This window comes from Chelativorans petroleitrophicus, from assembly GCF_025398195.1.
GTDB classification, from domain to species: Bacteria; Pseudomonadota; Alphaproteobacteria; order Rhizobiales; family Rhizobiaceae; genus Chelativorans; species Chelativorans petroleitrophicus.
In genome coordinates this window covers 1-25,609 of sequence record NZ_JAODNV010000004.1, presented here as the reverse complement: position 1 = coordinate 25,609, position 25,609 = coordinate 1, and the positions used below count along the sequence as shown (strand labels likewise).

26 protein-coding genes are annotated in these 25,609 nt (G+C 60.7%); 21 read left to right on the top strand and 5 right to left on the bottom strand.

The genetic code is table 11. The annotated features are described in order from the left end of the window. The first annotated feature begins 138 nt into the window (after positions 1-138). From NYR54_RS01975 to NYR54_RS01965, 3 genes are read left to right on the top strand one after another with little or no spacing between them, the layout of a single operon-like run. On the top strand, positions 139-957 hold the full coding sequence (locus NYR54_RS01975; protein ID WP_261513746.1) for an N-acyl homoserine lactonase family protein: 819 nt from the start codon (positions 139-141) through the stop codon (positions 955-957). Beyond that, entirely contained in the window at positions 954-1,736 is a 783-nt protein-coding gene (locus NYR54_RS01970) for an SDR family NAD(P)-dependent oxidoreductase (RefSeq protein WP_261513745.1), read from the top strand. The genes NYR54_RS01975 and NYR54_RS01970 overlap by 4 nt, the downstream gene beginning before the upstream one ends. Beyond that, positions 1,733-3,079 (top strand): MmgE/PrpD family protein, encoded by a 1,347-nt coding sequence (locus NYR54_RS01965; RefSeq protein ID WP_261513744.1) that lies wholly within the window; start codon positions 1,733-1,735, stop codon positions 3,077-3,079. The genes NYR54_RS01970 and NYR54_RS01965 overlap by 4 nt, the downstream gene beginning before the upstream one ends. An 83-nt stretch (positions 3,080-3,162) precedes the next feature. Here NYR54_RS01965 and NYR54_RS01960 read toward each other — a convergent pair whose 3' ends face one another. Further along, positions 3,163-3,900, bottom strand: coding sequence for an SDR family NAD(P)-dependent oxidoreductase (locus tag NYR54_RS01960; RefSeq protein ID WP_261513743.1), 738 nt, complete (start codon positions 3,898-3,900; stop codon positions 3,163-3,165). Positions 3,901-4,005: 105 nt separating this feature from the next. On the opposite strand from NYR54_RS01960, the gene NYR54_RS01955 reads away from it, so the two are divergent. Genes NYR54_RS01955 through NYR54_RS01945 form a run of 3 tightly spaced genes read left to right on the top strand, consistent with a single transcriptional unit; the run spans position 4,006 to position 7,040 of the window. After that, complete coding sequence (locus NYR54_RS01955; RefSeq protein WP_261513742.1) at positions 4,006-5,136, top strand: C4-dicarboxylate TRAP transporter substrate-binding protein; 1,131 nt, start codon at positions 4,006-4,008, stop codon at positions 5,134-5,136. 54 nt (positions 5,137-5,190) lie between these two features. Further along, a complete protein-coding gene (locus tag NYR54_RS01950) occupies positions 5,191-5,730 on the top strand; it encodes a TRAP transporter small permease (protein ID WP_261513741.1) in 540 nt (179 codons plus the stop codon). Then, on the top strand, positions 5,727-7,040 hold the full coding sequence (locus NYR54_RS01945) for a TRAP transporter large permease (RefSeq protein ID WP_261513740.1): 1,314 nt from the start codon (positions 5,727-5,729) through the stop codon (positions 7,038-7,040). The genes NYR54_RS01950 and NYR54_RS01945 overlap by 4 nt, the downstream gene beginning before the upstream one ends. Positions 7,041-7,059: 19 nt before the next feature. Here NYR54_RS01945 and NYR54_RS01940 read toward each other — a convergent pair whose 3' ends face one another. Then, positions 7,060-7,860 carry an amidohydrolase family protein gene (locus NYR54_RS01940; protein ID WP_261513739.1) on the bottom strand — a complete coding sequence of 267 codons (801 nt, stop codon included), beginning with the start codon at positions 7,858-7,860 and terminating at the stop codon, positions 7,060-7,062. A gap of 165 nt (positions 7,861-8,025) precedes the next feature. On the opposite strand from NYR54_RS01940, the gene NYR54_RS01935 reads away from it, so the two are divergent. The 5 genes from NYR54_RS01935 (at position 8,026) to NYR54_RS01915 (ending at position 13,211) form a co-directional block, all read left to right on the top strand. Beyond that, a complete protein-coding gene (locus NYR54_RS01935; protein WP_261513737.1) occupies positions 8,026-9,018 on the top strand; it encodes an alpha/beta hydrolase in 993 nt (330 codons plus the stop codon). A 147-nt stretch (positions 9,019-9,165) separates the two neighbouring features. Beyond that, positions 9,166-10,149 carry a tripartite tricarboxylate transporter substrate binding protein gene (locus tag NYR54_RS01930; RefSeq protein ID WP_261513736.1) on the top strand — a complete coding sequence of 328 codons (984 nt, stop codon included), beginning with the start codon at positions 9,166-9,168 and terminating at the stop codon, positions 10,147-10,149. A gap of 55 nt (positions 10,150-10,204) precedes the next feature. Beyond that, positions 10,205-11,110 (top strand): SMP-30/gluconolactonase/LRE family protein, encoded by a 906-nt coding sequence (locus tag NYR54_RS01925; RefSeq protein WP_261513735.1) that lies wholly within the window; start codon positions 10,205-10,207, stop codon positions 11,108-11,110. Between the two features lie 127 nt (positions 11,111-11,237). Then, positions 11,238-11,696, top strand: a complete 459-nt coding sequence (locus NYR54_RS01920; protein WP_261513733.1) for a tripartite tricarboxylate transporter TctB family protein — start codon at positions 11,238-11,240, stop codon at positions 11,694-11,696. Positions 11,697-11,699: 3 nt separating this feature from the next. Next, entirely contained in the window at positions 11,700-13,211 is a 1,512-nt protein-coding gene (locus NYR54_RS01915) for a tripartite tricarboxylate transporter permease (RefSeq protein WP_261513732.1), read from the top strand. A 275-nt stretch (positions 13,212-13,486) separates the two neighbouring features. On the opposite strand, the gene NYR54_RS01910 is transcribed toward NYR54_RS01915, so the two are convergent. Together NYR54_RS01910 and NYR54_RS01905 are read right to left on the bottom strand one after the other, a co-directional pair. After that, a complete protein-coding gene (locus tag NYR54_RS01910; RefSeq protein WP_261513731.1) occupies positions 13,487-14,992 on the bottom strand; it encodes a tripartite tricarboxylate transporter permease in 1,506 nt (501 codons plus the stop codon). Between the two features lie 4 nt (positions 14,993-14,996). Beyond that, positions 14,997-15,422: a tripartite tricarboxylate transporter TctB family protein gene (locus NYR54_RS01905; protein WP_261513730.1), complete on the bottom strand. Its 426-nt coding sequence runs from the start codon at positions 15,420-15,422 to the stop codon at positions 14,997-14,999. 252 nt (positions 15,423-15,674) lie between these two features. Here NYR54_RS01905 and NYR54_RS01900 point away from each other — a divergent pair, with 252 nt between their 5' ends. The 4 genes from NYR54_RS01900 to NYR54_RS01885 all read left to right on the top strand — a co-directional run bounded on the left by NYR54_RS01900 (position 15,675) and on the right by NYR54_RS01885 (position 19,374). Next, on the top strand, positions 15,675-16,445 hold the full coding sequence (locus tag NYR54_RS01900; protein ID WP_261513728.1) for an HpcH/HpaI aldolase family protein: 771 nt from the start codon (positions 15,675-15,677) through the stop codon (positions 16,443-16,445). 90 nt (positions 16,446-16,535) lie between these two features. Next, a complete protein-coding gene (locus NYR54_RS01895) occupies positions 16,536-17,369 on the top strand; it encodes a cupin domain-containing protein (RefSeq protein WP_261513727.1) in 834 nt (277 codons plus the stop codon). A gap of 18 nt (positions 17,370-17,387) precedes the next feature. Further along, positions 17,388-18,299, top strand: a complete 912-nt coding sequence (locus NYR54_RS01890; RefSeq protein WP_261513726.1) for a DUF6282 family protein — start codon at positions 17,388-17,390, stop codon at positions 18,297-18,299. 100 nt (positions 18,300-18,399) lie between these two features. After that, complete coding sequence (locus NYR54_RS01885) at positions 18,400-19,374, top strand: Bug family tripartite tricarboxylate transporter substrate binding protein (RefSeq protein WP_261513725.1); 975 nt, start codon at positions 18,400-18,402, stop codon at positions 19,372-19,374. Positions 19,375-19,435: 61 nt separating this feature from the next. On the opposite strand, the gene NYR54_RS01880 is transcribed toward NYR54_RS01885, so the two are convergent. After that, positions 19,436-20,245, bottom strand: a complete 810-nt coding sequence (locus NYR54_RS01880; protein ID WP_261513724.1) for an amidohydrolase family protein — start codon at positions 20,243-20,245, stop codon at positions 19,436-19,438. A 418-nt stretch (positions 20,246-20,663) separates the two neighbouring features. On the opposite strand from NYR54_RS01880, the gene NYR54_RS01875 reads away from it, so the two are divergent. The 6 genes from NYR54_RS01875 to NYR54_RS01850 all read left to right on the top strand — a co-directional run bounded on the left by NYR54_RS01875 (position 20,664) and on the right by NYR54_RS01850 (position 25,392). After that, complete coding sequence (locus tag NYR54_RS01875) at positions 20,664-21,062, top strand: lipocalin-like domain-containing protein (RefSeq protein WP_261513723.1); 399 nt, start codon at positions 20,664-20,666, stop codon at positions 21,060-21,062. Positions 21,063-21,288: 226 nt separating this feature from the next. Beyond that, positions 21,289-22,101 carry a DNA-binding transcriptional regulator gene (locus NYR54_RS01870; RefSeq protein WP_261513721.1) on the top strand — a complete coding sequence of 271 codons (813 nt, stop codon included), beginning with the start codon at positions 21,289-21,291 and terminating at the stop codon, positions 22,099-22,101. 159 nt (positions 22,102-22,260) lie between these two features. Continuing rightward, a complete protein-coding gene (locus NYR54_RS01865) occupies positions 22,261-22,737 on the top strand; it encodes a nuclear transport factor 2 family protein (RefSeq protein ID WP_261513719.1) in 477 nt (158 codons plus the stop codon). A gap of 351 nt (positions 22,738-23,088) precedes the next feature. Beyond that, positions 23,089-23,304, top strand: a complete 216-nt coding sequence (locus NYR54_RS01860) for a helix-turn-helix transcriptional regulator (RefSeq protein WP_261513717.1) — start codon at positions 23,089-23,091, stop codon at positions 23,302-23,304. Between the two features lie 215 nt (positions 23,305-23,519). Continuing rightward, the gene (locus NYR54_RS01855) at positions 23,520-24,353 is read left to right on the top strand and encodes an EcoRI family type II restriction endonuclease (protein ID WP_261513716.1); all 834 of its coding nucleotides are present in this window, start codon (positions 23,520-23,522) and stop codon (positions 24,351-24,353) included. A gap of 76 nt (positions 24,354-24,429) precedes the next feature. Further along, positions 24,430-25,392, top strand: coding sequence for a DNA-methyltransferase (locus tag NYR54_RS01850; RefSeq protein ID WP_261513715.1), 963 nt, complete (start codon positions 24,430-24,432; stop codon positions 25,390-25,392). Positions 25,393-25,609: the final 217 nt, after the last annotated feature.

Below are 25,609 nucleotides of genomic sequence, written 5' to 3'. Positions count from 1 at the left end.
GGGCGATTAGCACGGTCCCTGCGAATGGGCAACCTTTCTGTCGGGCTGTCAGTCAATCTTACCACAAGTCAGAATGACCGGCTTGACAGGCGGCGCTAAAATCGCTTCCCCTGCCGGCACTTTTCGAAGGAGGTGGAAATGCCGCGGACGGGAACGCAGCCTATCGAGCCTTTCGAGCTCTTTGCCATCCGCTATGCGAACCACAGCGGCCGGAAGGCGAGCGATAACTTCATTCTCGGCGACGCGCACGAGACGGCGTCCGATCTCGATTATTTCGTCTGGGTCGCGCGGCGCGGAGACCGCAGCTTCGTCATCGATACGGGCTTCGGCGAGGAAGCCGCGGCGAGGCGCAAGCGTACGCTGATCTCCCGACCCGCGCCCCTCCTTGCCCGGTTCGGTCTCGACGCGGCTCACATTGACGACATCATCCTTACGCACCTGCATTACGACCATGCGGGCACGCTAGAGGATTTCCCGCGGGCAAGGCTCCATGTGCAGGATGTCGAGGTGTCCTATGCCACTGGCCGCTGCATGTGCCATCATGCACTGAACCACCCTTACGATGTCGAGAACATCGTCCATTTCGTGCGCTGCCTGTATTGCGGGCGCGTGCACTTCCATGACGGATCGGCCGAACTGGCAGACGGTTTGTCGGTGCACCATATCGGTGGCCACAGCGCCGGCCTGCAGGTGGTGCGAGTTTGGACGAAGCGCGGCTGGGTCGTTGTTGCTTCGGATGCCTCGCATCTTTACGCGAATTTCGAAGAGCAGCGGCCGTTCCCGGTGCTGAGCAGCGTGATCGAGATGATGGAGGGCTTCCGAACCCTTCACGAGCTGGCGGATTCGCCCGATCACATCATTCCGGGGCATGATCCGCTGGTCATGTCCCGCTATCGCGCTCCGGCCCCCGATCTTGAAGGCGTGGTCGTGCGGCTTGACGAGGCGCCGGTGAAATGAGTTCACGGAAAACAGCGATCGTTACCGGCTCGACCGCGGGGCTTGGGCTTGCCACCGCCGAGGCGCTCGCACGCGCGAGCCACGATGTTGTCCTCCATGGTCTGATGGGACAGGAAGAGGGCGAGAGGATCGCGCAGGACCTTGCCTCCCGCTTCGGTGTCTCCGCGCATTACGTGCAGGCGGACCTTGCCTCGCCCGAGGGCGTAGCAAGCATGATCGAGGCGGCGGTCGCGCGGGCCGGCGCCATCGACATACTGGTGAACAATGCCGTGACGCGCAATTTCGCGCATGTAGAGGAGTTGGCCGCCGAGGATTGGGAGCGTGCCCTGTCGGTCAACCTTTCCGCGCCGTTTCATGCCATCCGGCTCGTACTTCCCGGTATGCGCCAACGCGGCTTCGGCCGCATCGTCAACTACGCCTCGATTTACAGCTTCCGTGCTGCGGCGCGCAGGGTCGACTACGTGACAGCCAAGACAGCCATCTTGGGCCTGACGCGGACCGTGGCGCTGGAGGTCGCCGGCACCGACATTTCCTGCAACGCCATCTGTCCCGGCACGCTTCCGACCCCCGACATCGAGGCGCGAATCGCGCGCATCGCGGCGGAGGAAGGCAAGGATGTCGAGACGGCGACGCGCGAATATCTGTCGGCCCGCCAGCCGAGCGGGCGCTTCATTTCGCTCGCGGCCGTGACCGACCTCGTCGTCTTCCTGTGCCGGCCCGGAATGGCTGACATCAACGGCGCCGCCATCCCGGTTGACGCTGGATGGGCCGCCGCATGAGCAGCGATGGCGCGATCTCGCAGGCGCTCGCCGGCTTTGCCGCCACGTTTCCGTCCGCCGAGCTCCCGCCGCATGTCGCTGCGATGGCGCGGCGCTCGCTTCTCAACATGTTTGCCACGGCGATCGTGGGGTGCGAAGATCCCGCCATTGTAGCCTGCCGAACTGTGCTGACGCGTTTTTCGGGGGCGCCGGACGCGACGGTGATCGGCAGCGGCCAGCGGTTCGATGCGCCGACGGCGGCATTTCTCAATGCCGCCAGCGCCAATGTGTTCGATTTCGACGACACACATATTCCGACGATCATCCATCCCACCGCGCCCGTGGCGCCGGCGCTGCTGGCACTGGCGGAAACCCGGAAGGTTTCGGGACGCGACTTTCTGGCCGCCCTTGGCATTGGGATCGAGGTCGAATGCCGGCTGGGCAACGCACTCCATCCGCATCATTACCGGCGTGGCTGGCACATCACGGCCACCTGCGGCATCTTCGGCGCGGCGCTGGCCGCCGGCCGGCTGCTCGGTCTATCGCAACAGCAGTTGGTTTGGGCGCTGGCGATCGCGGCGGGCCAGAGCGCTGGCATGGTGGAGCTTCTCGGCACCCATGCCAAGAGCGTTGCGGTGGGCAATGCCGCGCGGAATGGGCTGCTGGCTGCGCTGATGGCTCAGGCAGGGGTATCCGGCCCGCCCGCGCCGCTGGAGGGCGAGCGCGGCTTCCTGCGCCTTTATGGCGAAGGTCTCGTTTCTCCGGGGGTTATTAAAGCCCTGGGAGAGCGCTGGGAACTGCCGAACAACACGTTCAAGCCCTATCCCTGCGGCGTGGTGCTGAATGCTGTGATCGACGCCTGCCTGGCCTTGCGCGGCAGGTTCGATATGGACCTCGCCGAGATCATTTCCGTGCGGGTCGAGGGCGACCGGCTGCTGGCAGACCGGACTGACCGGCCAGAGGTAGCCACCGGCCGCCTTTCGCAGGTGAGCGCGCAGCACGCCGCCGCGGTAACGCTCATTCGCGGTGCGCCGGGGCTTGAGGATTTCAGCGACGCGGCGGTGCGGGATCCGGCAGTTGCCGAGCTGCGCAGGCGCGTCAGCGTCGCCGTCGTCCCCGATCTGCCGACGGGCGCCGCCCGCGTCGTGGTGACGGCGCGCGACGGCCGGACCTGGAGCGAGGAGGTGCGGGCCGCCCGCGGCAGCCTCGAAGCTCCGATGGTCGAAGCGGATATCGAGGCGAAATTCCATGCCCTGGCAAAATCACGCATCCCGAGTGAACGCCGGCAGCGGCTGATCGAAGCCGTGTGGGAAATCGACACGGTCGAGGACGCCGGCATCCTTGCGGCGCTTTCCTGCCGCTGAGCGGTAGCTATCCACCCGAATCGGCTATCGTCGCGCTGGGCTCGAAGCTGTCAGGTCCCAAGCCCATCAACAGATCGGCCTGCCTATCCGGCAGCGCTCCACCCGCCGTCCACCACCAGCACGTGCCCATTGACGAAGGCGGCATCGCCCGAAGCGAGGAAACGCACCGCCTTCGCAATGTCCTCGGGTTTGCCGAGACGGGGGAAGGGTGTTCCATCCTTCCAGATCCGGCGAAACGCAGCATCGTTGTTGAGGCGATCGCGTACCAGCTGCGTGTCGATCAGCCCCGGCGCCACCGCATTGGTGCGGATCCCGCGCGGACCGTATTCGCGCGCCATCTGCCGCGTTAGTCCGATCAGGGCCGCCTTGCTGGCGGCATAGGCCGCCGTAGAGGGCGTGCCGAGAAGGCCCAGCACCGAGGTGATATGGATGATCGATGCGCCGCTTTCCATGTGAGGCAAAGCTACGCGTGAAAGGCGGAAGGCCGCTGCGAAATTGACGTTCATGAAGCGAAGGAGATCGGCATCGCTGGTTTCGTGAACAGGCCCCGCATTGCCGATACCCGCATTGTTGCACAGAAGATCGATCCGCCCAGTCCAGCGCACCGCCTCTTCTGCAATGTGGGCCGCCGCGTTTGGCAGCGAAATATCAACACGCAGTTCCAGCACCCGGCTGGCGGCTTCCTGCGGTATCCACGGAAGCGGTTGGCGGTCTGCCGCAACCACATGCCAGCCGTCCTTCAATAGCTCCGCCAGGCAGACCTGGCCGATTCCTCCGGCCGCCCCGGTCAGTATCGCGGTGCGCCGCTTGCCGTCTTCCACTACAGCCTCCTTGACAAGAGGGTTCCGTCTAGCCCAGTGATTGTTATATGCCTGTCTGACAATAGGTCAGTATGGCCACTAGTGGAGGAAATAGGAATGCGGTCGATGAAGTTTCTTTTGGCGGTCTCGATTGCGGCCGCAATGGCGGTTCCTGCCGACGCGCAGGAATTCCGCATGGCGAGCGGCTATCCGGTAACGTCGCCTGCCTATAAGGCAACCGAGGCTTTCGTGAAGTACCTCACCGAAAATTCAGATATGACGGTGCAGGTGCATCACAGTGGCTCGCTGCTGGCATTCACCGAGATTCCGGCCGGCCTGCGCGACGGTGTTGTCGATATCGGGGTGATCCTGCCGCCCTACTACCCTTCGGAATTCCCGGAATCGAATCTTGCCGCTAATCTCACGATGCTTATGACCAACGGCACGCCGACCAAGGCGCCGGGTGCGGCGATGGCCGGCGTGATGGCGGAATACATCTTCTTCAACTGCGAGGAGTGTCTGGAGGGATACAAGAGCCACAATCAGGTTTATCTCGGCTCGCTTTCGTCGGGTACCTTCGATCTGCTCTGCCGCGAGGCTGTGCGTTCGCCCGACGATCTCAAGGGCCGCAAGGTGCGCGTCGGCGCCGCCAATTTCGGCCGTTTCGTGGAGTATTACGGCGGCGTGCAGGTCGCCATCCCGGCCAATGAGATGTATGAGGCGGTGGCGCAGGGCGTGGCCGATTGCGTCGCCAATTCGGTGTCAGACCTGACGGGCTACAAGATGGCCGAGGTCGTCAACTACGCGATGCTCGACATTCCGGGAGGCGTCTATTCCGGCGTCGATCCTCAGAATTTCAACCGCGAGACCTGGACCTCGCTGACCGAGGATCAGCGCCGCATCCTGCTGCGCGCTGCCGCGGCCGGCTCCGCCGGGGCAACGGCCGAATACTATGCCGACGCCCTTCGCAATATCGAAAGCGCGCCCAGCAAGGGCGTGGAGATCATTCCCGCCAGCGACGAGATCCGCGCCGCAACCGCAGCGTTCCTCGAAGCCGACCTGCCCGTGATTGAGAAGCAGTTTACGGAAGAGTTCGGCCTCAAGAACGTCAGTGAGAAGATTGCCAAGGTCACCGAACTCGTCGAGAAATGGAAGGGCATCATCGCCGATTGGGACGGAACCGAGGCCGGGCTAGCGGAGATTTACTGGAACGAGGTCTTTTCGAAGGTTGATGTTGCGACCTACGGTCTTGATTGATCCAATGCGAGTGGGGGCGGCTCGCCGCCCCCATCCGGCGTCGAAAGTTGACACATGTTTCGTGCTATCGGACGCTTACTCCACCGCCTCACCGACGCGACAGCGCTGCTCGCCGGCATCACGGTCTGCATCATGATGCTGCAGGTCACGGTGGATGTGGTCGGGCGTTATGTCTTCAATTCACCGTTGCCCGCCACCATCGCCTTTGTGTCCCACTATTACATGCTGTTCGTGGTGTTCCTGCCCTTGGCGCTGCCCGAGCGTACCGACGGCCACATCGCGGTGGAGATCGTTACGGAGCGTCTGGCACCCGCCGTCCAGCGCCATCTGCGGTCGTGGTTCTATCTCGTTGGCGGCATCATCTATGCCGTGATGGCGCGTGCCTCCTGGCTGGAAGCCATGTCGAAATTCGACACGTCCGCCAAGGTGATTGAGAACAACCTTCCGGTCCCCATCTGGCCCGGCTATTTCATTCTCCCTGTCGGTTGCGGCCTCATTGCCGTCGTTCTCTTCTACAAGTTCGCGGCCTATCTGTTCCGTCTGCCGAACGGCCTCGATGGTGCCGCAGGTCAGAATCCGGAAACACAGTCGTGACATCGATCGAAATCGGTTTCCTGGGCATCGGCGTCCTGGTGCTGCTGCTCGCCCTCCGCATGCCCATCGGGCTCAGCCTCATCGGCGTATCGTTCGCCGGCATCTGGCTTCTTCTGGGAGAGCGGCCGGCCTGGGGCATACTCCGCGCCGTGCCATATAACTTCGCAGCGAACTGGACGCTGAGTTCGGTCCCGATGTTTCTGCTGATGGGCTATGTCAGCTATCACGCCGGGCTCACCCAGGGTCTCTTCGATGCCGCCAAGGCATGGCTGTCGCGACTACCGGGAGGCACGGCGATTTCCGCAGTCTGCGGCGCGGCAGGATTTGCCGCCGTCACCGGCTCGTCGGTGGCCTGCGCGGCGGCGATGGGGCGCATGGCGATCCCCGAAATGCTGAAGCAGCGCTACGATCCTGGCATCGCGACAGGCGCGCTTGCCGCCGCCGGCACGCTGGGCGCGCTCATCCCGCCGTCGATCCTGCTCATCATCTATGGCATCATGGCCAATGTGCAGATCGGCGCGCTTTTCATGGGGGGCCTTGCGATCGGTCTTCTCAGTCTCGCATTCTATATGGCCCTCATTATGGTCCGCATCTGGCTCAATCCCGAGCTGGCGCCGAGAAGCGGCCAACATGCAGGCATGGCCGAGAAGCTCAGGTCCCTCAGCGAAACATGGCCTATCCTCACCTTGATGATCGGCGTGCTGGGAGGGTTGTTCGCCGGCGTGATGACGCCGACCGAAGCTGGCGCACTCGGTGCGTTCCTCGCTTGCGTCATTGCTGCCACAAAGCGCAGGCTGACTTGGAAGGTCATCCGCGCCACCTTGCTGGAAACGGTTGTGACCTCGACAAGCATTTTCATCATCGCCATTGGCGCGAGCATGCTGGCGCGCTTTATTGCCATCAGCGGCCTGGGGCAATTCCTGGGCGATCTCGTCACGGAAACCCAGCTTGCACCTGCAGCCGTGCTGCTCTGTGTCATCCTGTTCTATCTTGCCCTGGGCATGTTTCTCGAACCCATTGGCGGCATGCTGATCACGCTGCCGATTGTCCTGCCCATGATGGAGGGTGCGGGTTACGAGCTGCTCTGGTTCGGCATCATCCTTGCCAAGGTGCTCGAGATCGGGATGATCACGCCGCCGATCGGCCTCAACGTCTTTGTGATCAAGGGGGTCGTCGGCGATCAGGTGCGCCTCGGCACCATCTTCAAAGGCGCGACCTGGTTCATTGCGGCGGACCTAGTGGTCGTCGCACTGGCCGTCTTCTTCCCCGCGCTCATCACCTATCTTCCGGCTTTGTTGCGGGCGCCGTGATAAACGAGCGGATGCAGGATCAGGAATCGCGAAAATAGAAATCCAGCGCCGTGTCCGCGGCGACGCGGCGACGCATCTGGGAATCCGTAATCCAGTCCAAACTGGCAAGGGCTTCGCGATAGGTCATCGTTTCCATGTGTCCCACGAACGGCCAGTCGCTGCCCCACATCAGCCTCTCCCACCCGGCAGCATCGATGAGAGAACGGGCGGCGGCAACGGCGTTACCCGGCGAACGGTAGCGGAACGCGCCCGAGAGCTTCACCCAGGTACGCCCGCGATCGATTGCAGCCAGGATCTCGCGGAAGCCCTCGTCGTCGATGCCTGCCGCAGTGTCGGTCATGCCCATGTGATCGACCACGATCCGCACGCCGGCTTCCTCCAGCGTCTGGATTGTCGTGCCGATACGCTCGGGCCTGTCGGTCAGGTGAACGTGCCATCCATGGTCCGCACACCGGTGCAGCAATCTCTGCCACTCCTCCGAATGGAGGTCGGGTACCTCGTCGAGCGGTCGCCACAGAAGGCGGATGCCGACAAAGCCTTCGCTGCTCATTCGTTCGAACAGTCGTTGCGGGGCATCGAGAGGCATGTTGGCCGTCGCGCGCAGGTTCGGAAATCTTGCCAGAGCATCGCGGAAGCCGTCATTGTAGAACCCGTAGATGCTGGCGGTGCTGATGACGCCGTGGGTCACTCCATAGGTGGCAAAGCAGACTAGGATGTCTTCGATCCTCGCCTCCTCGCCATTCGGATTCCACCTGTGGCTCAGGAGCGGGGTGGAACGGTCGAAGATGTGAAAATGCGTATCTACAAGCGGCGGCGCCATGATCTCTTTCCGGAGTGCTTTCCGGACAAGGGTGAGGCTGTCGCGCGGTGGGGCAATGCCTCGTTTGCTCCATTCCGTAAAGTGAAATCCGGTGGGTTTACCTTTCACAAAACCGGAGCAATCCGGTAGGGGCCTCCGACGGTTTCACCCCGCGGAGGGCATCTCATGAACATCTTGCGGCGCGATTTCCACGTTCGGACGGCTGACGGCGTCAGGATCGCCATCAGAGAGGTGCGTCCGCGGGGCGATGCCGCGCGCGTCCCCATGGTTCTGATGCATGGGACGCGCATCCCCGGCCTCAGCGAATTCGATCTGCCGGTCGAGAACGGTTCGCTGGCCGCCGACCTCGCCGCTGCGGGTCATGTCTGCTACATCGTCGATGCGCGGGGATATGGCCGCTCCGACCGGCCTGCAGAAATGGATCTGCCTCCTCGGCCGACGCGTCCCCTGTGCAGAACGATCGAGATTACGCGCGATGTCGATGCCGCCGTCGATCACCTCCGCAGGGCGACCGGCCGTGGACGTGTCGCCCTTCTGGGCTGGGGCGTGGGTGCTACATGTGTGGCAATGTACGCCGCGCTTCATCCTGAGAAGGTCAGTCACCTCGTTCTCTATTGCATGGTGTATGGCGGCACCGGCGACCACCCCACCATCAGGATTGGCTCTCAGTGGGACGATCCGCAACGCCCGGGACGTTTCAATCAGAAGAAGTTTGGCAACTACACTTTCAATGGGATCGAGCTCCTAGAAAAGCACTGGGACGAGCAGATCCCCATCGCGGACAAGACGGCCTGGCGGGATCCCGCAATGGTGACGGCCCTCAGGAACGCCCTGCTTGACGGCGATCCGACCTCACGGACGCGCACACCGCCCACCTACCGCAGTCCGAACGGGATGCTGGAGGATCTCTACATCATGGGCGCAACGGGCCAGAAGCTGTTCCACGCCAGCCAGATCTACTGCCCGGTCTTCATCGTCAATCCGGAATACGATGCGTTGTGCCGCGATACCGACATGGAGGTCTTCTGTGAGGATCTCTATCATGCACCAAGCGTGATCCACTGGCGGGCGGCCAACTGCACCCACTATTTGCTGCTCGACCGTCCCGAACGCGGCAGAAACGAGTTTTTGGCGCGCGTCGACGAATTTCTGCGGTGAACCCACACAGCCCTCGACATTTCATCTATTGAAAACCAGCGGGAAATGTCTGGAGCCAGGGGTGGTCGCACAACAAAGTGCGCCAGCCTTGCAGCGATATTACCGCCGCTCGGCAGTCCGGAAATCTCACCAGGGAGGAATGTGGAGATGTCGAGGGGAGGAACGTTCAGGGGGGTGCTTCTCTGGTCGGCCGCAACGGTTCTGACACTGGACATGCAGGATGCGCGGGCCGCGACGTGTCCGGACGGATTTCCAAGCAAGCCCGTCAACTTCTACGTCGGCTATGCCGCGGGCGGCGGTACGGATGCCATCGCGAGGATGCTGGCGAAGGCCATCGAGGAGCAGCACGGCTGGACCGTCGTCGTCGAAAACAGGCCGGGGGCCGCCAGTGCTGTTATGGCGCGCTCGCTGCTGAATGCCGAACCTGACGGCTACAGCATCGGCCTCGGCAGCAGTGACACGATGGTCTACAACCCTACAGCCGACGACCTGGGTTTCCACTATAGCGAGTTCCACTTCCTCGGTTCCGCCATGGACAGCTGGAACAGTTTTGCCGCTCTTTCATCGATGCCGTTCGACGATATCGCCGGCCTCGTCGAATATACGCGTGAGAAGGGCATGGCGACGGTCGCCGTTGCCGGTTTCAACCAAACCCTAGTCGTCCAGCAGCTGGCGGAGCAGTACGACATCAATCTCGTGCCGGTGCCTGTCGAAGGATCATCAGAGTCGATGATGCTGACGCTTGGCGGGCATGTGGACGCGACAATCCAGGGTGTTGCCCATCTTGGAGAGCTACGCTCCGGCAACATGAAGCTGATCGCGTCGGTGACCGAGCACCGTCTCCCCTATGCCCCTGACATCCCGACACTTGAGGAGCAGGGCGCGACGGCCCTGCCGATCCAAAGTGTCACGGTGCTCATCGCACCTCGGGAACTTGATCCGGAGGTCAGGACCTGTCTGGAGGAGGTCATTGATGAAGCGGTGAACTCCGAAAGCTACGCCGAGCTAATGGTCCAGTTCAACAACCGGGCTCTGAACCGCGGCCCCGAGGGCGTTCTCGAACTGATCGAACAGCGGGACAAGCAGATCAGGGCCATCTTCGAGGGCGGCAATCAGAGCAAGAGCAATTGATTTCCCGGAGCGTGGCGGGCGGACTTTACGCTCGCCAAGCCGGAGGAGCATCGACGTGGCGATCCTGCCGCATGTGGCGCGAAGCGTGAAGGCAGAGTGCATCCTGAACTGCAAAGACATCCTGGGGGAGGTGCCGGTATGGGACCCCGAGGGCGACCGCATCTGGTGGCTGGATGTCTCGCGGGCCAGCCTGCAGTCGCTTGAGATGTCCACTGGCCGGCACGAGGTTCGGCAGCTTCCCGGCAAGACGGTTGGCGGATGGGCCCCCCGGAAAGGAGGGGGAGCGGTCGTTGCTCTGGACAGCGGCCTCCATCGATACGGGTTCGAGCGGGTCGGCGCTCTGATCGCCGAAATTCCGCCGCCGGAAAGTCAGGCGACGCATCGCGTAAACGAAGCGGCGGTCGATTGCCTGGGTCGCCTCTGGATTGGGACAATGGAACGCTCCGGTGAGAGTCCGACCGGTGGGATACATCTGCTTGATCCCGCCGGCACCATCAGGAATGTCCGGGGGGGACTCCTGATCCCGAACGGCATCTGCTTCGACCCTTCCTACACCACCGTATACTTTGCGGATTCCCGCCGCAGAACCATATGGGCGCAAGAACTGGATCCGATAGAGGGCGGCCTCGGGGCGCAGCGTCGGTTCCACGACTTTTACGGCATCCCCGGCATGCCGGACGGAGCGGCGATCGATGTGGAAGGATGCCTATGGATCGCGTGCTTTGGCGGTTGGAGAGTCGTGCGGATCGATCCGACAGGCCGGGTCGACCTGTCCGTCGAACTGCCCGTCGAAAAGGTGACTAGCGTCGCTTTTGGGGGATCGGACATGCGTACCCTGTTCATCACAACGGCATCCGGAAAATTGACGGAACATCAGCTTGCCGAACAACCGCTGGCGGGAGCGTTGTTCGCCGTCCACTCACCGGTGAGCGGCTTTATTCAGCCACCGTTTGCAGGATGAACCGTTGGCCCGCACGAAAACGCGACAGGCCCGATTCAGAGGGAGACACCAATGACCAACATGAATTTTGCCCGTAACTTCCGCAGCCGGGTGGGCTTGGTCGTGACGTGCGCTTCTGACGACCGGGATGGCGGGTATCGGTATGCGTGAATACCGGGACATCATCGGCGGGGGGTTCCTTCTGGTCCTTGGAAGTTCTGCCGCGATCCATGCCGTGACCTCCCTCAGGCTCGGTACCGTCTGGCAGATGGGGCCGGGCATGTTTCCAGCAGCGGTGGGCGTCGTCATAGCCCTTCTAGGAACGGTGATCCTGATCGGGGGCCTGCGCAGCAGCGGACCGCGCATTGAGGTCGATCACCGTTCGATGCTGTTCATCTCCCTGTCGGTCATCGCGTTTGCTGCCCTGATCAGGCCTTTCGGCTTCGTGCCCGCAATAGTCGCGGTCGTCGCCATCTCGAGCCGTTCGGACGCGAGGTTATCGCTGGCGGGGATTGTTCTGCTGGCCGGCAGCCTGTCGATGATTGGATTCCTCATCTTCCAGGTCGGACTCAACATACCCCTGTCCGCCTTCAATTGGCCGCGGTGAACCATGCTGAATGATCTTTTGCTCAACCTCGCGCTGGGCCTTTCGACCGCCCTCACGGTTGAGAATCTCATTTACTGCGCGATCGGCGTGACGCTGGGAATGGTTGTCGGAGTGCTGCCGGGACTCGGGACTCTGGCAACCATGTCGATGCTTTTCCCAATCACGTTTTACCTCGAACCCACGACGGCTATCATCATGCTTGCTGGCATCTGGTACGGAAGCTCTTACGGAGGATCCACAGCGGCCATCCTGCTCAACCTGCCTGGCACGCCCTCGAGCGCGGTTGTTTGCCTGGACGGCTATCCGATGGCGCGGCAGGGCCGTGCTGGCGTGGCGCTGTTCATGACCACTGCGGGGAGCTTCTTTGGAGCCAGCGTCGGCATCGTCCTGATGATGTTGTTCTCGCAGCCGCTGGTGAAGGTTGCCCTCAGCTTCGGTCCAGCCGAGTACTTCTCCTTCATGATCGTCGGGCTGATCGCCGCCTGTGTGATCTCGGACGGATCGGCCATCAAAGGCATCGCGATGGTGATGGTCGGTATTCTGCTAGGCGTTGTCGGGCTTGATGTGCAGACAGGCCAGGCCCGTTTTATCTTCGGCATTGTTGAGCTTGTCGACGGTATAAGTCTTGTCGCGCTGGCAATGGGCTTCTTCGGCATCGCGGAAGTGATGTGGAGCGTCCGCCAAGCTGCCGTGACCGACATAGGCCGGGTCTCGCTGCGATCGATGATGCCGACACGGGAAGACATCCGCCGATCATGGATGCCGATGATCCGCGCTTCGGGAATCGGATCGTTCTTTGGTATCATGCCGGGCGTGGGACCTTCGGTGTCGTCCTTTCTTTCCTATGCCCTCGAGAAGAAGGTTTCGCGCGAGCCGGAGCGCTTCGGCAAAGGCGCGATCGAGGGCGTGGTCGCTCCCGAAACCGCAAACAATGCTTCTGACCAGGCGTCCTTCATCCCGACCATGGTGCTCGGCATTCCGGGCAGCGCCACGATGGCCTTGATCCTGGGGCTGCTCATCATTCATGGCATCACGCCCGGCCCGGCCATGATGGCGGAGAGGCCCGACCTTTTCTGGGGCGTGGTAATGAGCTTCTGGATCGGCAACATCCTCCTTGTCCTCCTGAACATTCCGATGATCGGGATCTGGGTGAGGCTGCTGACGATCCCCTACCATGTGCTTTATCCTGCCATCGTGGTCTTCATCTGCATCGGTGTGTATAGCGTTAGCGGCAGCACGTTCGATGTCTTCCTGACGCTGCTTTTCGGCCTCGTCGGCTACGGGGCGCGCCTGATGGGCTTCCCCGCAGCGCCACTGCTCCTTGGATTTGTCCTGGGGCCGATGATGGAGCAGCAGTTCCGCCGTGCCATGCTGCTGTCACGTGGCAGCCTCGATATTTTCGTGACACGCCCCGTCAGCGCGGCGTTTGTGCTGCTGGCCGCTGCACTGCTCCTGTGGAGCCTCTGGAACGTCTACAGGGCACGCAGAGCCGTTGTGTCCGAACAGCCCTCGTGACCGGTCTGCCGCCGCCCTAAGGACGCAGGAAGAAGTTTCGAACCAAGGCATCTGCCACGGGAGAAGAGCGATGTCTTGCATGATGCGGGACCGGGCAGAAGGCTGGCATCGCCTATCAAATTCAGCACATTCACCGCATCGCAGCGGCGTGGTGGGGTGAGTACCGTCTTTCAAGTCTGAGCTCGACGGTAATTCGAGGTCCCCACAAGATTCGATGCAGTTCGCGCAGGACGGTGCGGTTTCCGCGCCGTCCTGCCGGGTTGGGGAACGTCGCGTCAGCTCTCCTCTACGAAAATGTCTTCCCGCTTGCGCTTGATGAAAGGCAGGGAGACCACCACGAGCGCTATGACAGCAGTGGCAAGGAGGCCTGCACTGATCGGTCGTGTGACGAATACGCTGAGATCGCCGCCGGATATCAGCAGAGCTCTCCTGAAATTCTCCTCGATCATCGGGCCGAGGATGAAACCGAGTATGAACGGCGCCAGGTCGCAATCAAGCCTCGCGAACACGTAGCCGAGCAGGCCGAAGATCGTCAGCTGGTAGATCGGGAAGGACGAGTTGCCGATCGAGAACACGCCGATGCAGCAGAAGGCGATGATCAACGGGAACAATATGGTGTAGGGTATTTGCAACAGCTTCACCCACATTCCGATCAGGGGCAGGTTGAGGGCAAGAAGCATCATATTGCCAACCCACATCGACACGATCAGTCCCCAAAACAGCTCCGGGTTTTTCGAGATCACTCCCGGCCCGGGCACGATGCCCTGGATGATGAGCGCACCGATGATGAGCGCGGTGACGACATTCGAAGGAATTCCAAGCGAAAGCATGGGAATGAAGGAGGTTTGCGCGCCGGCATTGTTGGCTGCTTCCGGCGCGGCTACGCCTTCGATGGCTCCATTGCCCATCTCATGCCCGTGAGGGGAGACCTTTTTCTCGACCGTGTAGGAAACGAAGGAGGCAAGCAAAGCGCCGCCCCCGGGGAGAACGCCAAGCAAGGAACCCAGCGCCGTTCCGCGCAGGATTGGTGCAATCATGCGGCGACGGTCCTCACGCGTCGGCCAAAGGCTGCCTATGCGTGCCACGGGCCCACGGAGCTCGTCTTTTCCGGCAAGGTTCCGGATGATCTCGCTGATGCCGAACATGCCGACCGCAACGGCCGTGAATTCGAGGCCGTCGAAGAGCTCTCGCAAGCCGTAGGTGAAGCGGGTTGCTCCGGTGTAGATATCCGTTCCTGTCAGGCCGAGAAGCAGGCCAAGGCAGATCATTCCGAGCGCCTTCAGCAATGAGCCTGAAGCCAGTGCGATCGAGAAGACGAGGCCGAGGACCATCAGGGAGAAATACTCCGCAGGGCTGAATTGGAAAGCCAGCAGAGTGAGCGGCGTAGCCACCACGGCTACCAACACCGTCGCGACCGTCCCTGCAACGAAGGAACCGATAGCGGCGGCAGCAAGTGCGGGTCCCGCGCGGCCTTTCTGCGCCATCTGATAGCCGTCTATCGTGGTGACGACCGAGGATGCCTCGCCGGGCAGCTTCATCAGAATGGCCGTGGTCGATCCGCCATATTGGGAACCGTAATAGATGCCGGCCAGCATGATGATCGCTCCCTCGGGCGAGAGCCCGAATGTCATGGGAAGGAGCATTGCTATCGTGGCAAGCGGCCCAACTCCCGGAAGAACGCCAATGGCAGTTCCGAGGAACACTCCGATGAAGCAGTAGAGAAGGTTTGTCGGCTGTGCAACGACGCTGAAGCCGATGGCGAGGTTGGAAAGAAATTCCATAGTGCTAGCTCCTGAACAGGGAGCCGAATACCGGCAGTGGCAGGCCCAACCCATAGGTGAAGAGCAGACTGCAGAATACCGCGATGCATGCCGACATGAACAAGGCCGGCAGGACGCGCGTCTGCTTGCGGGCGAAGGAGGCTATGAATGTGATGAGAAACGTCACCGGCAGCATGCCCAGCGTCGTGGCGAACAGCGCGAAACAGACCGTTGCTGCCGATATGAAACAGATTGGCCGCCAGGGGATGCCTGCGCTCTTGGATGCGAGCCGATCTCCCTGCAATCCGTTGAACGCGACCGCCAGTCCGATCCCAAAGAGAATGATCGACAGGGCAAGTGGGAACAGGCCTGGTCCCATATTCCTTACCGTGCCCACCTGCAGGCCGAACGCCGATTGATATCCGTAGGCGAGGCCAAATGCGATGAACATCGCGCCTGCCGAGATTTCCTTGCGGCTAACTGTCAAGTTATACCCTCCTTCACGGTGAATCCCACTGCCGATTTCCCATGCGGTGGTGAGCTTCTCACAGTTATGGTCAGCGCAGTACAGGAAAGCTGTACAGCGATGTCGAACCCGTACTGGTGGCGTTTCAGGATGTGAAACGCAGCAAAAGAGAAGTCCCTTTAAGACAGCCTGTCCCATTAGCCTCCCGAGCCACTGGAATACACGGAGACGGCACGGATGGGGCCCGAACGATCAAACAGCTTTTCCAGCCGGCTCAGGGCAGGCGAACGGCACATCGGCACCTTTGTGAAGGTTCCGACGGTCCATACGACGGAAGTTCTGTCCAGCATTGGGTTTGACTTCATTGTCATCGATCAGGAACACGCACCGTTCGATCTGAGTGCGATCGATGTCGTTATCCTGGCTGCGCGCGCCAATGGGGTGGCGCCTATCGTGCGCATTGGCGATGCGTCGGACGGCAATATCCTGTCTCTGCTTGATTGCGGCGCGGCCGGCATCATGGTCCCGCATGTCGACTCGCCTGAGAAGGCGCATGAGGTAGCCATGGCCTGTCGGTATCGAGGCGGGCGGCGCGGTTTTTCACGGACGGGCCGCGCTGGCGGTTACGGGGCGGTTGGTGTCGCTGAGCATCTGGCTCGGCAGGACGAGGAAATTCTCTGCATTGCAATGATCGAGGAGCCAGCCGGTGTCGACAATATCGATGCCATTGTTGCCGTACCAGGTATCGATGCGGTCTTCGTCGGGCGTGGCGATTTATCGGTTGCTATGGGGGAGATTTCGACCGCCGCGCCAGCCGTGCGCGCCGCCGTCGAGACGGTTGCACGGGCCACTCGGGCCGTGGGCAAGACGCTAATAATGTTGGCCGAAAGTCCTGCGGACCAGGCCGCCATGGCCGAACTCGGCGCTGCCAGCTTTTTGATCGGCTCCGATCTCGCATTTCTGCGCAGGGCAGCTCAGGAGGCGCTGACGGCGCACGGACCGAAATAATCCGAATATCAGAAGGACATGGTAATGTATCCCGATTCCGATCCACGCTCCAGGCTGAAAGTACCCTCGGAGAACGACGGAAAGAAAGTCTTGAGCGCTCCGGCGCCAGCCACATATGCCCGGTTCTACGAGACTGACCCGGACGAGCGTTCGGACAGCGTGCGTACCTGGTATGCCGGCGCGGCGAACTTCGTGGTTGCGTATAGCGAGATGGATGCCGGCGCCGTTTTCGATCGAACGGAGCAGCCGGACGAATTCGTCATCATCCTTCCCGATCCGGATACACGGCTTTCCATCGAATGGAACGGAACGACGACTGAAGGCGCCGGTCACAGTGTCGTCATCGTTCCACCAGGGCCGAGCCGGATCACGGTTTACAGGGGCGGTCGCATGGTACGGCTGTTCACGCGCCGCGTCTCCGACATCGTTGCTCGCTGCAAGATTGGCACTGCCGACCCGAATGTTCCTCCTCTCGTGTCATGGCCCGATCCCGTAGGAGGCCACAAGGTGCGCTGGTATTCCATGGACGTGCCGCAGGAGGAAGGCAGGTTCGGCCGGTTGATCCGCTCGTCCGACTTCATGGTCAATTACATCTACCCACGCAACGGGCCGCGCGATCGCAGCCAGCTTTCTCCGCATTCCCATGCCGACTTTCAGCAATGCTCGCTTTGTCTCGAAGGAACCTACGTGCATCATCTGCGCTGGCCCTGGACGAAGAACGCTAACGAATGGCGCTCGGACGATCATGAGACCTGCGGGGCGCCTTCGGTCACCATCATCCCGGCTGGAGTGCTGCATACGTCTGAAGCCGTGGGGACCGGCACCAACCTGCTGATCGACATATTCTGCCCTCCGAGAGCTGATTTCTCGCGCCAGCCGGGTTGGGTGCTCAATGCTGACGAATATCCCGAGCCCCAGGCCTGATTGAATGGGAGATATCTTATGAGCTCAAGCTCAGCGACGAACGTGCGCGACCAGCAGATTGCCGAGCTGCTGGTCGGAGCCGTCGATCTGCACTGCCATAGCGGTCCGGCGGTCATGCCTCGTATTCTGGACCATCACGATCAGATGGTTGCGGCCGACGCGGCAGGATTTAAGGCAGTTGTGACCAAGGATCATTACTATCTGGGCACACCTCACTGCATGATCCTGCATAAGCTGTGCCCGGACCTGAAGGTGCGGATGTATTCGGGCATTGTGCTCAACAATGCCTCCGGGGGCATCAACCCTCACGCGGTCGATCATGCCGCCAAATTGGGCGCAAAGATCGTCTGGATGCCGACGTTTTCCGCGGCAAACCATATTGCCAAGACGGCGACGGAAGCGAAGGGGTTTCCGAAAGTTGCCGGAGCCCTGGAGGCGATACCGCTCTCGGTCCTGGATGCCAACGGGCGGCTTACCGACGATACGCTTAAAGTACTCGATATCATCGCGGCGGCCGACATCATCTTGGCCAGTGGCCATTTGGGCGCCGCCGAATTGCATCTGCTCTTCGAGGAGGCGAAGCGGCGCGGCGTCCGTAAGATGCTTGTCAACCATCCCACTTACGTCGTCGGCTGCACGGACGAAGACATCCGGCAGATGGTGTCGATCGGGGTGAAGATGGAGCACTCCATCACCCAGTTCATCGAAGGACGCGGCAAGAAGTTCGAGCCGGAGTTTGCACTGCATCTCATCGAGGTGGCCGGTGTGGAGAACACTTTATTTGGCTCAGATCTGGGACTTCAGGGAGCCTTGCCGCCTGTGGAGGGATATCGCACCTTTGTCGGCCATCTCCTCGATCTGGGAGTGGAGGCGGCCGATATCCGCACGATGATCTCCACCAACGGCTCCAGGATGCTGAATCTTTCCTGATGGCGAGGATTTCAAGCAGTGGAATGCACACAGAGAGAATTAGAAAGACGCGAGCGTACCCCAGCATGATCGGTTTGTTGTGAAACTCAGGGAGGAATCAATGAGCTCTGTCAGAAAGTTCCTGGCCACCGTCGCAGTCGCTTGCCTGGGCGCCATGTCGATGGCAGCCAACGCGTCCGCCGCCTTTCCGGAACGCCAGATCACCATCGTGATCGGCTTTCCACCCGGCGGTGCCGACGTGTTCACGCGCATGATCGCCGATTATATGGAAAAGAAACTCGGCGTTCCGGTCATCGTGGAGAACCGGCCGGGCGCATCGGGGACGATCGGCGCCACCGCCGTGGCGAATGCGAAACCTGACGGTTACACGATCCTGTTTGCCACGAACGGCAATGCCGCGAACGCCAAGCTGCTTTATCCCAACCTGGCCTACGACCCTCAGGAGTTGACGCCGATCATGAAGCTCGGCACCTCGTCCATGGTCATCGCCGCCGGTGCGCAGCAGCCCTACAAGGACATCAAGGAGTTCATCGCTTACGTCAAGGAGCACCCTGGCGAAGTTTCCGTCGCGCATCCGGGCGTCGGCGGGCTGGGGCACGTGGCCATGGAGTGGCTGGTGGACGAGCTCGATCTCGATTTGAAGATCATTCCCTATACGGGTTCGGGCACGCTCATTCCGGACCTGCTTGCCGGCCATGTCCAGGCATCGAGCGACAGCATGCCGTCCTACCTTTCCTATGTTCAGGAGGGCAAGGCCCGCTACCTCGCGCAGCTCGGCGCCGAGCGCAACCCGCTGATGCCCGAGGACGTGCCGACGCTGAAGGAGAGCGGCATCGATTTCGAATCCTATATCTGGTACTCGCTTCTCGGCCCTAAGGGCATGGACCCCGAGGCGGTGAGGGTCATCAACCAGACGGTGACCGAATATTTGAACCTGCCGGAAACTGCCGAGGCCCTGGCGAAGCTCTCCATTACGCCAGAGCCGACCACGCCCGAGGGACTCGCCGAGACGATCGAGAAGGAACTGGCGACCTGGGGACCCGTCATCGAGAAGGCGGGCATCAAGCTGGAGTAGTTCCCGGCGAAGGTCTCGTAAAAAGGGCGGTGCGGGCGGTGCGCTGCGCCGCCCTTTTCATTCAGGAGAAGAAGTAAAGCCGCATCGGTGTGCGCGCGGTTATGCAGAAGCGCATGGCGGGATCCGGTACCCAGCGGAAAAGCGCGTCGATGGTGTCCGCGTAGGTGACCTTGTCCTCGAAGCCCGCGAACGGCCAGTCACTCGCCCACACCAGGCGCTCCCAGCCGCCGGCCGATACAAGAGCGCGCGCGCAAAGATCGGCAAGTCCGGGCGTCTTGAAACGAAAGCCTGCGGAAAGCTTCACCCAAGTGCGGCCGCGATCGATCGCCCTCAAAATGGCCTGGAAGCCGGGATCGTTCACGCCCTGCGCAGTGTCGATCAGTCCCAGATGATCGATCACCACTGCGGCGCCCGCCGCTTCGATCTTGGTGATCGTCCTTTCGATCCGCTCCGCCCTGTCGGTCAGATGGATGTGCCAGCCGAGGTCAGCGCATCGGCGCAGCAGGCGCCGATACGCTTCGTCGTCGAGATCGGGAGTTTGGTCGAGAGGGCGCCACAGGAGCCGAATCCCGACAAAGCCATCGTCGCGAAGTCTTTCGAGCTGGTCCAGATCCCAGTTGAGATCCACCATCGCGGTTCCGCGAAGCCTTTTGTGTGCGCGGAGTGCGCGCCGGACATAATCGTTATAGGTGCCGTAGAGGCTGGCCGCGGAGATGACGCCGAAGCTGACGCCGTGCTCGTCCAGCGTCTTCAGGCATCGTTCGATGGACGCATCTTCCTTCGGCTCGTGCCAGGCAGTAGCGGTGAGCGGCATGCTCCGCTCATAGATATGGAAATGGGAATCAACGAGCGGGGCGTTCGCCAGGTTCATACGGGCTGCTTCTCCGGTTGATCATCGATGTCGAGCCTGTGCAGCATTTACTGCGGTCGACAGACCCGCTTAGGGAAGGTGATCTGCTTGCGTCGAATACTTCGTTCCAGGTTTTCATTATCTGAAATGCAATACTGCTTTGCTTGGGATCGCCTGAAGCTGCCCGTTCTCAAGAACCGATCGAAAATGAGCCCAACGCCTCTATCATTTCGGCACCAAGAATCAGCATATGCGTCGGCAGACGCAGGTGAGCAGTTTCTCACGCTTCGTGCGTTTCACATTATGAAATGCGCCACAATGCCTTAAGCGATTTTTTCACGGTGTGGCTATGGGTCGAGCAGCGAGTGCCGATGGGCGATACCCCCGCGGGGGTGACGTCGCGGGGACGGGCTCAACAGCGACCTCTTGGGAGAGAAGTATGAATGATCTGGTCGGCGTCTGGCGCCTTGTCGACATAGTCAACAGGGACGCGAACGGCAATCTTCTGCGCTCATCCTATGGCCCCAAGAAGATGGGCATCTACATGTTCACGGAGGAAGGCCGGTGCATGGTCGTGCTGTGCGACGGGCGTCCGGAAATCCCGCCGGAGGAGGGGGAGCGGGAATATACTTCGTATGCCGGCGCATACCATTTCGATGGCAAGACCCTTTATGTGGACGTGGACTGCTCCACACCCACAAATCCGTCGCGCATCGGTACCAGACAGGTGCGGCCCGCTCGCTTCCATGATGGCAATCGCGTTACTCTGACCGCCCCTCCTGCGGAGATCAACGGTGTGGTGAATTATCGCGAGCTGACCTGGGAAAAGATCGCTTAAGGCGCTGCATTCCTGTCGCTTGTTGCGAGCAGATGCCCTGTTTCGGGATTCCGTTGAGCCTTCCCGAATGCGTCGGGTTCTCGCGTCTGATCTAGGTGCGTTAAGCCATTTCCATCGTTTGTTTCTGGGCCCGCCAAAGGGGAAATGATGCACCTCGTCCATGGAGGTGACGAAACCGGTTCCGTATGACATATTGTCAGACAGACAGTCAGTCGGGAGGGAAATGATGGCGTCTTACGCACCTGTCAGCGCGGTGATGCGATCGCTTGATGTTCTGGTCGTACTGAACCAGCAATGCGTCTCGACGGTACATGATATTCACCGGGCCACGGGTATGCCGAAGCCGACAATTGTGCGGCTGCTGGAAACACTCATAGCAGCGGGTTTCGTGTCTCGCATTCCGGATGGAAAGGGCTACCAGGTTACCTCTCAGGTAAGCGCATTATCCTGCGGGTTTCATGGAGCGCCCCTCGTGGTAGAGGCGGGACGGGCTTGGGCGCAGGAGCTCACCCGCATGTATACTTGGCCGGTGGCAATCTCCGTCCTGGATGGAAACGCCATGCTGGTTTGCTACACCACTTGCGGTGAAAGTCCGATAGCGCCGTACCACGCGCTGACCTACAAGCACCTTGGACTGGTAAGCAAGGCGCTCGGGCGCGCCTATCTTGCCTTCTGCCCGCCAGAGGAACGGCGCCTGCTTTTCAGGCTGTTACAAACGACCCAGCATCCTGATTCGGATCAGATGTACGCGCTCGACCTCATAGAACACATGATCGAAATCACGAGGCGCCAGCAGTTTGCCGAGCGCACCAAGCATTACAAGGACGAGGCGTCTTCGAGCGTTGCCGTGCCGATCTATGAGAATGGAAGCAACCGCGTCCTCGCAACAATCGGGATGACCTATTACGCCACCGCGGTGAAGCGAAGCGACATTCTGGAACGCTTCGTTCCAAGTCTTAAGGCCGCGGCGGAAGGCATAAGCGAGAATGTGGAACGCCTGCGCACCAGCATGCATGCGCAGCCGACTCGCGTACAGTGAACCGGCTGCACAGTTCCTAATGTTTGGGTGATCAGGGCGGGTACCCGACACTTTCTTCGAAAGGCACTCAAACAATCCCCGGGGGAACAAAAGAATCGGTTCGCCAACTGACGGTTGCGGGCTGCGGGCCCAAGGCGCTTAAGAAAGGACCACCAAAATATGCCGGAAACATATAGCCGCCTGTGGCGTCACCTTGAGGAAAAGGTCATCGCCTACTGGCATGATGTTGATTTCAACTGGGGCCGCAACGCGGCGGAGCATTACACGCCCGATGGTGTGTTTGTCAGTGCGAACGCGCGATACGAAGGGCGCGAGCAGATCAGCGAATTCTATGCGTGGAGGGAGCAGCGCGGCCCACGCGTGTGCGTTCATCTAGTTGGAAACTTCCACCTGAAATCGCTGACGCAAGACACCGCGGAGGCTGAATGGATCTGCACGCTTTTCGCCCGCGATGGCGAGGCGCCGCAGCCCATGGCGCTCCCCGCCGCGATTTCCCGGGTGGAGGACAGTTTCGTGCGTGTGGACGACGGGAACTGGCTCTGCCGCCGACGCAGATGGCATACGCTCTTTCGCGGAGACACTCCCGTCACGCGCCTGGATAGGGAAGAAATGCGGAAGCGAATGGGGCAGCGCTGAAGCTGTGAGCCTTAATTCTTGCTGGATCGCTGTACCGTCATCGACGCTGCACCGCGCTGATGGCCCCTGCAGGCGGTGACCTCGCAGTCAGCGCATTGGTATCAAAATGGACCGGTAGGAATTTGGCGGAGGGAGTAGACTCTTCGGCAAACCCGCTCGAAGCATGCCTCACAGAAGGCCAGAATGCCCCCGTATTCTTAAGTGAATCTTCGCGACCGCACAACTTCTCTGTCCAACACAGGAAGCAACGCGCCCTGTTTTTGGTGCTCCGGATTTATTACCTTGATAGTGTTTCCCGGTCACGCCTTCGTCGTGTCGCAGTCAGCCGTGCACGAACGAAAGGAAACGGAAATGAAGGAAACGCATTTGAACCAGCTTGAGCTGGCGGTCCGCTGGAGGATCAGCCATCGCACACTTGAGCGGTGGCGTTTGACCGGTGAGGGGCCGAAGTTCCTCAAGGTCGGCGGCCGGGTGGTCTATCGCCTATCCGATGTCGAGGAATACGAGCAGTCGATTGTCCGCTCCAGCACCTCTGACCCTGGCCAGGCTGCGCAAGCGGGCGCGTGACTATAGCTCCAGAATAACGGTTGGCCGAAGCGCAGCCGCCATACCGCCATCTCCCTTGCTTGCAGACCCTACACCCATCTCGATTGAATCCACTCCACGTCTCGGATGGCTTAATTGGAAAATTCGGAAACCGGATCCGCCTAGACCTCGCGAGGGCTTTTCCCGGCGTCAAATAATTGCCACCCTACCGACGGACGAATCGGTGGGGGAATGGAATGGCTGGGGAAGTCGAACTAAAGGGCAAAGGGCAGGCCCTTCGATTGAGTATGCAGCAGGAACTCGGCGGTGGCCCGCTTAGCATCTTTGGCGAGGCCGCACAGAAGCACGACCTGTCGATACGTGAGGTCACCGCAGGCGTTGTGGCCAAGCTCGCCGAGGAGTTCCCCAACCTTGAGTTCCGGAAGCGCGACTCCATTACGAAGCGGGAGATCAACGAGAAGCTGAATAGCTTCGACGAACGACTGGGCAAGACCCTTTTCGTCGAAAATGCCAGCATCAAGCCGGATGGCGGTATAGTCGAGGTGAAGGACCGTCACGGCAAGTGGAGAATCGTCCTCGTCGGCGAATCGAAGCATCAGGGCAACGACATCGAAAAGATCGTTGCTGGCATCATGCAGGGTAAGAACAAGGACCAGGACTTCATGGCGGCCGGGAACGCCATCGAGCGGATGCACAAGAACGTGCTGGAACTCCGGAACTTCATGCTCGACGAGAGGCACTTTCCATATGTCGTCTTCCTGCAGGGGTCTAACTTCGCGACCGAGTCATTCGAGGTCGTCCGTCCGGACGGGCGCATCGTGAAGGTCGTCCACAACTCGGGTCTGCTGAACCGCATTGACCGGGTCACGGCGAGCAGCCTGGCCCGGGAAATCAACCAGAACTATTGCGAGAACATCGTGATAACTGCAGGCGACATCCTGCACATGTGCCAAATCGCCTCTCTCTACTGTAAACATGAGCCATGGAAGGCGGGGGAGATGGCCGAGGTGATGTTGGGCGTGGCCAAGACATCGATCAGTATCATCTCCAAAGACCTAGATTTCGGTTAGAAAGGCGCTTGGGCTATGGCTTTCTGCATTCGAACCGGCCATTGTGTGATCCGCTTTAGCAATTGGAAGAGATTACATGGCTAACAGATCTCATAGAAACGCAGGCCACCGGGCAATGAACGCCCTCCGGAAGTTGGGACAGAAGCACTCCTCGGAGTCGCTGCTGAGGACCGATGTGTCAGGCAAGACCCACCACGTGTTCGACGTCGCCGACTGCCTTGACGTGCTGGCAAGAATTCCCGACGAGTCCATCCAGCTGATAGTCTGCGACCCGCCCTACAACATCCTGCTGGCTGACTGGGATTCCCACCAGGATTACATCCGCTGGGCCTCGAAGTGGCTCGCGGAAGCGGAGCGCGTCCTCGCGCCAACCGGAAGCATTGCGATCTTCGGTGGGCTGCAGTATCAGGGCGAGGCAGGGTCAGGCGACCTGCTGTCCATCATTTCGCACATGCGGCAGCACTCTAAGATGCTGCTCGTCAACCTCATCATCTGGAACTACCCGAATGGGATGAGCGCCCAACGCTTCTTCGCCAACAGGCATGAGGAGATCGCATGGTTCGCGAAGACGAAGAAATACTACTTCGACCTTGACTCGGTCCGGGAGCCCTACGATGAAGAGACGAAGGCTGCCTACATGAAGGACAAGCGCCTCAATCCAGAATCCGTGGCGAAGGGTCGCAACCCGACGAACGTATGGAGGATGGTTCGCTTGAACGGCAACTCGCTAGAACGGGTCGGCCACCCGACCCAGAAACCCGCACAGGTGATCGAGCGCCTTGTTCGCGCCCTCTCCTACCCAGGGTCGACGGTACTGGACTTCTTCGCAGGCAGCGGGGTCACGGCGCGCGTCGCGATACAGGAGGGGCGGAACAGCATCTGCACGGACGCCGATCCCGCCTTCCGTGGCTACATAGCCAAGCAGATGCAGTTTCTGCAGCATGATGGGCTGCTAGACAGCATCCGCGAATACAAGGTGCTCGAAGGGCTTTGCCACCTTGAGGTCTTCCAGCAGCCCATGCTTAAGGCGGCCGAATAAGCTTATTGGAGCTTCTTTTTATCTGGTCTGCCTCCCACAAATGCCCGCGAATTGAGTTAGTGTTTTCCGCGCCATTCCTGGCTGGAAGAGATGCGGAAGCGATGAAGGCATAGCAGTTCACGGACGCGCAGAACGCGTACAGAGGTGGTGCCGGTTTCTGAGACAGGGGCATAAGGTGGATCGCCCGATGGAAAGGACGATCCAGCATGAAGACACG

Excerpts from the sequence above, each read along its gene's own strand:
- NYR54_RS01975 (WP_261513746.1), top strand. The coding sequence starts at position 139 with ATGCCGCGGACGGGAACGCAGCCTATCGAGCCTTTCGAGCTCTTTGCC.
- NYR54_RS01970 (WP_261513745.1), top strand. The coding sequence starts at position 954 with ATGAGTTCACGGAAAACAGCGATCGTTACCGGCTCGACCGCGGGGCTT.
- NYR54_RS01965 (WP_261513744.1), top strand. The coding sequence starts at position 1,733 with ATGAGCAGCGATGGCGCGATCTCGCAGGCGCTCGCCGGCTTTGCCGCC.
- NYR54_RS01955 (WP_261513742.1), top strand. The coding sequence starts at position 4,006 with ATGAAGTTTCTTTTGGCGGTCTCGATTGCGGCCGCAATGGCGGTTCCT.
- NYR54_RS01950 (WP_261513741.1), top strand. The coding sequence starts at position 5,191 with ATGTTTCGTGCTATCGGACGCTTACTCCACCGCCTCACCGACGCGACA.
- NYR54_RS01940 (WP_261513739.1), bottom strand. The coding sequence starts at position 7,860 with ATGGCGCCGCCGCTTGTAGATACGCATTTTCACATCTTCGACCGTTCC.
- NYR54_RS01935 (WP_261513737.1), top strand. The coding sequence starts at position 8,026 with ATGAACATCTTGCGGCGCGATTTCCACGTTCGGACGGCTGACGGCGTC.
- NYR54_RS01930 (WP_261513736.1), top strand. The coding sequence starts at position 9,166 with ATGTCGAGGGGAGGAACGTTCAGGGGGGTGCTTCTCTGGTCGGCCGCA.
- NYR54_RS01920 (WP_261513733.1), top strand. The coding sequence starts at position 11,238 with ATGGCGGGTATCGGTATGCGTGAATACCGGGACATCATCGGCGGGGGG.
- NYR54_RS01915 (WP_261513732.1), top strand. The coding sequence starts at position 11,700 with ATGCTGAATGATCTTTTGCTCAACCTCGCGCTGGGCCTTTCGACCGCC.
- NYR54_RS01910 (WP_261513731.1), bottom strand. The coding sequence starts at position 14,992 with ATGGAATTTCTTTCCAACCTCGCCATCGGCTTCAGCGTCGTTGCACAG.
- NYR54_RS01905 (WP_261513730.1), bottom strand. The coding sequence starts at position 15,422 with ATGTTCATCGCATTTGGCCTCGCCTACGGATATCAATCGGCGTTCGGC.
- NYR54_RS01900 (WP_261513728.1), top strand. The coding sequence starts at position 15,675 with ATGGGGCCCGAACGATCAAACAGCTTTTCCAGCCGGCTCAGGGCAGGC.
- NYR54_RS01890 (WP_261513726.1), top strand. The coding sequence starts at position 17,388 with ATGAGCTCAAGCTCAGCGACGAACGTGCGCGACCAGCAGATTGCCGAG.
- NYR54_RS01885 (WP_261513725.1), top strand. The coding sequence starts at position 18,400 with ATGAGCTCTGTCAGAAAGTTCCTGGCCACCGTCGCAGTCGCTTGCCTG.
- NYR54_RS01880 (WP_261513724.1), bottom strand. The coding sequence starts at position 20,245 with ATGAACCTGGCGAACGCCCCGCTCGTTGATTCCCATTTCCATATCTAT.
- NYR54_RS01875 (WP_261513723.1), top strand. The coding sequence starts at position 20,664 with ATGAATGATCTGGTCGGCGTCTGGCGCCTTGTCGACATAGTCAACAGG.
- NYR54_RS01870 (WP_261513721.1), top strand. The coding sequence starts at position 21,289 with ATGGCGTCTTACGCACCTGTCAGCGCGGTGATGCGATCGCTTGATGTT.
- NYR54_RS01865 (WP_261513719.1), top strand. The coding sequence starts at position 22,261 with ATGCCGGAAACATATAGCCGCCTGTGGCGTCACCTTGAGGAAAAGGTC.
- NYR54_RS01860 (WP_261513717.1), top strand. The coding sequence starts at position 23,089 with ATGAAGGAAACGCATTTGAACCAGCTTGAGCTGGCGGTCCGCTGGAGG.
- NYR54_RS01855 (WP_261513716.1), top strand. The coding sequence starts at position 23,520 with ATGGCTGGGGAAGTCGAACTAAAGGGCAAAGGGCAGGCCCTTCGATTG.
- NYR54_RS01850 (WP_261513715.1), top strand. The coding sequence starts at position 24,430 with ATGGCTAACAGATCTCATAGAAACGCAGGCCACCGGGCAATGAACGCC.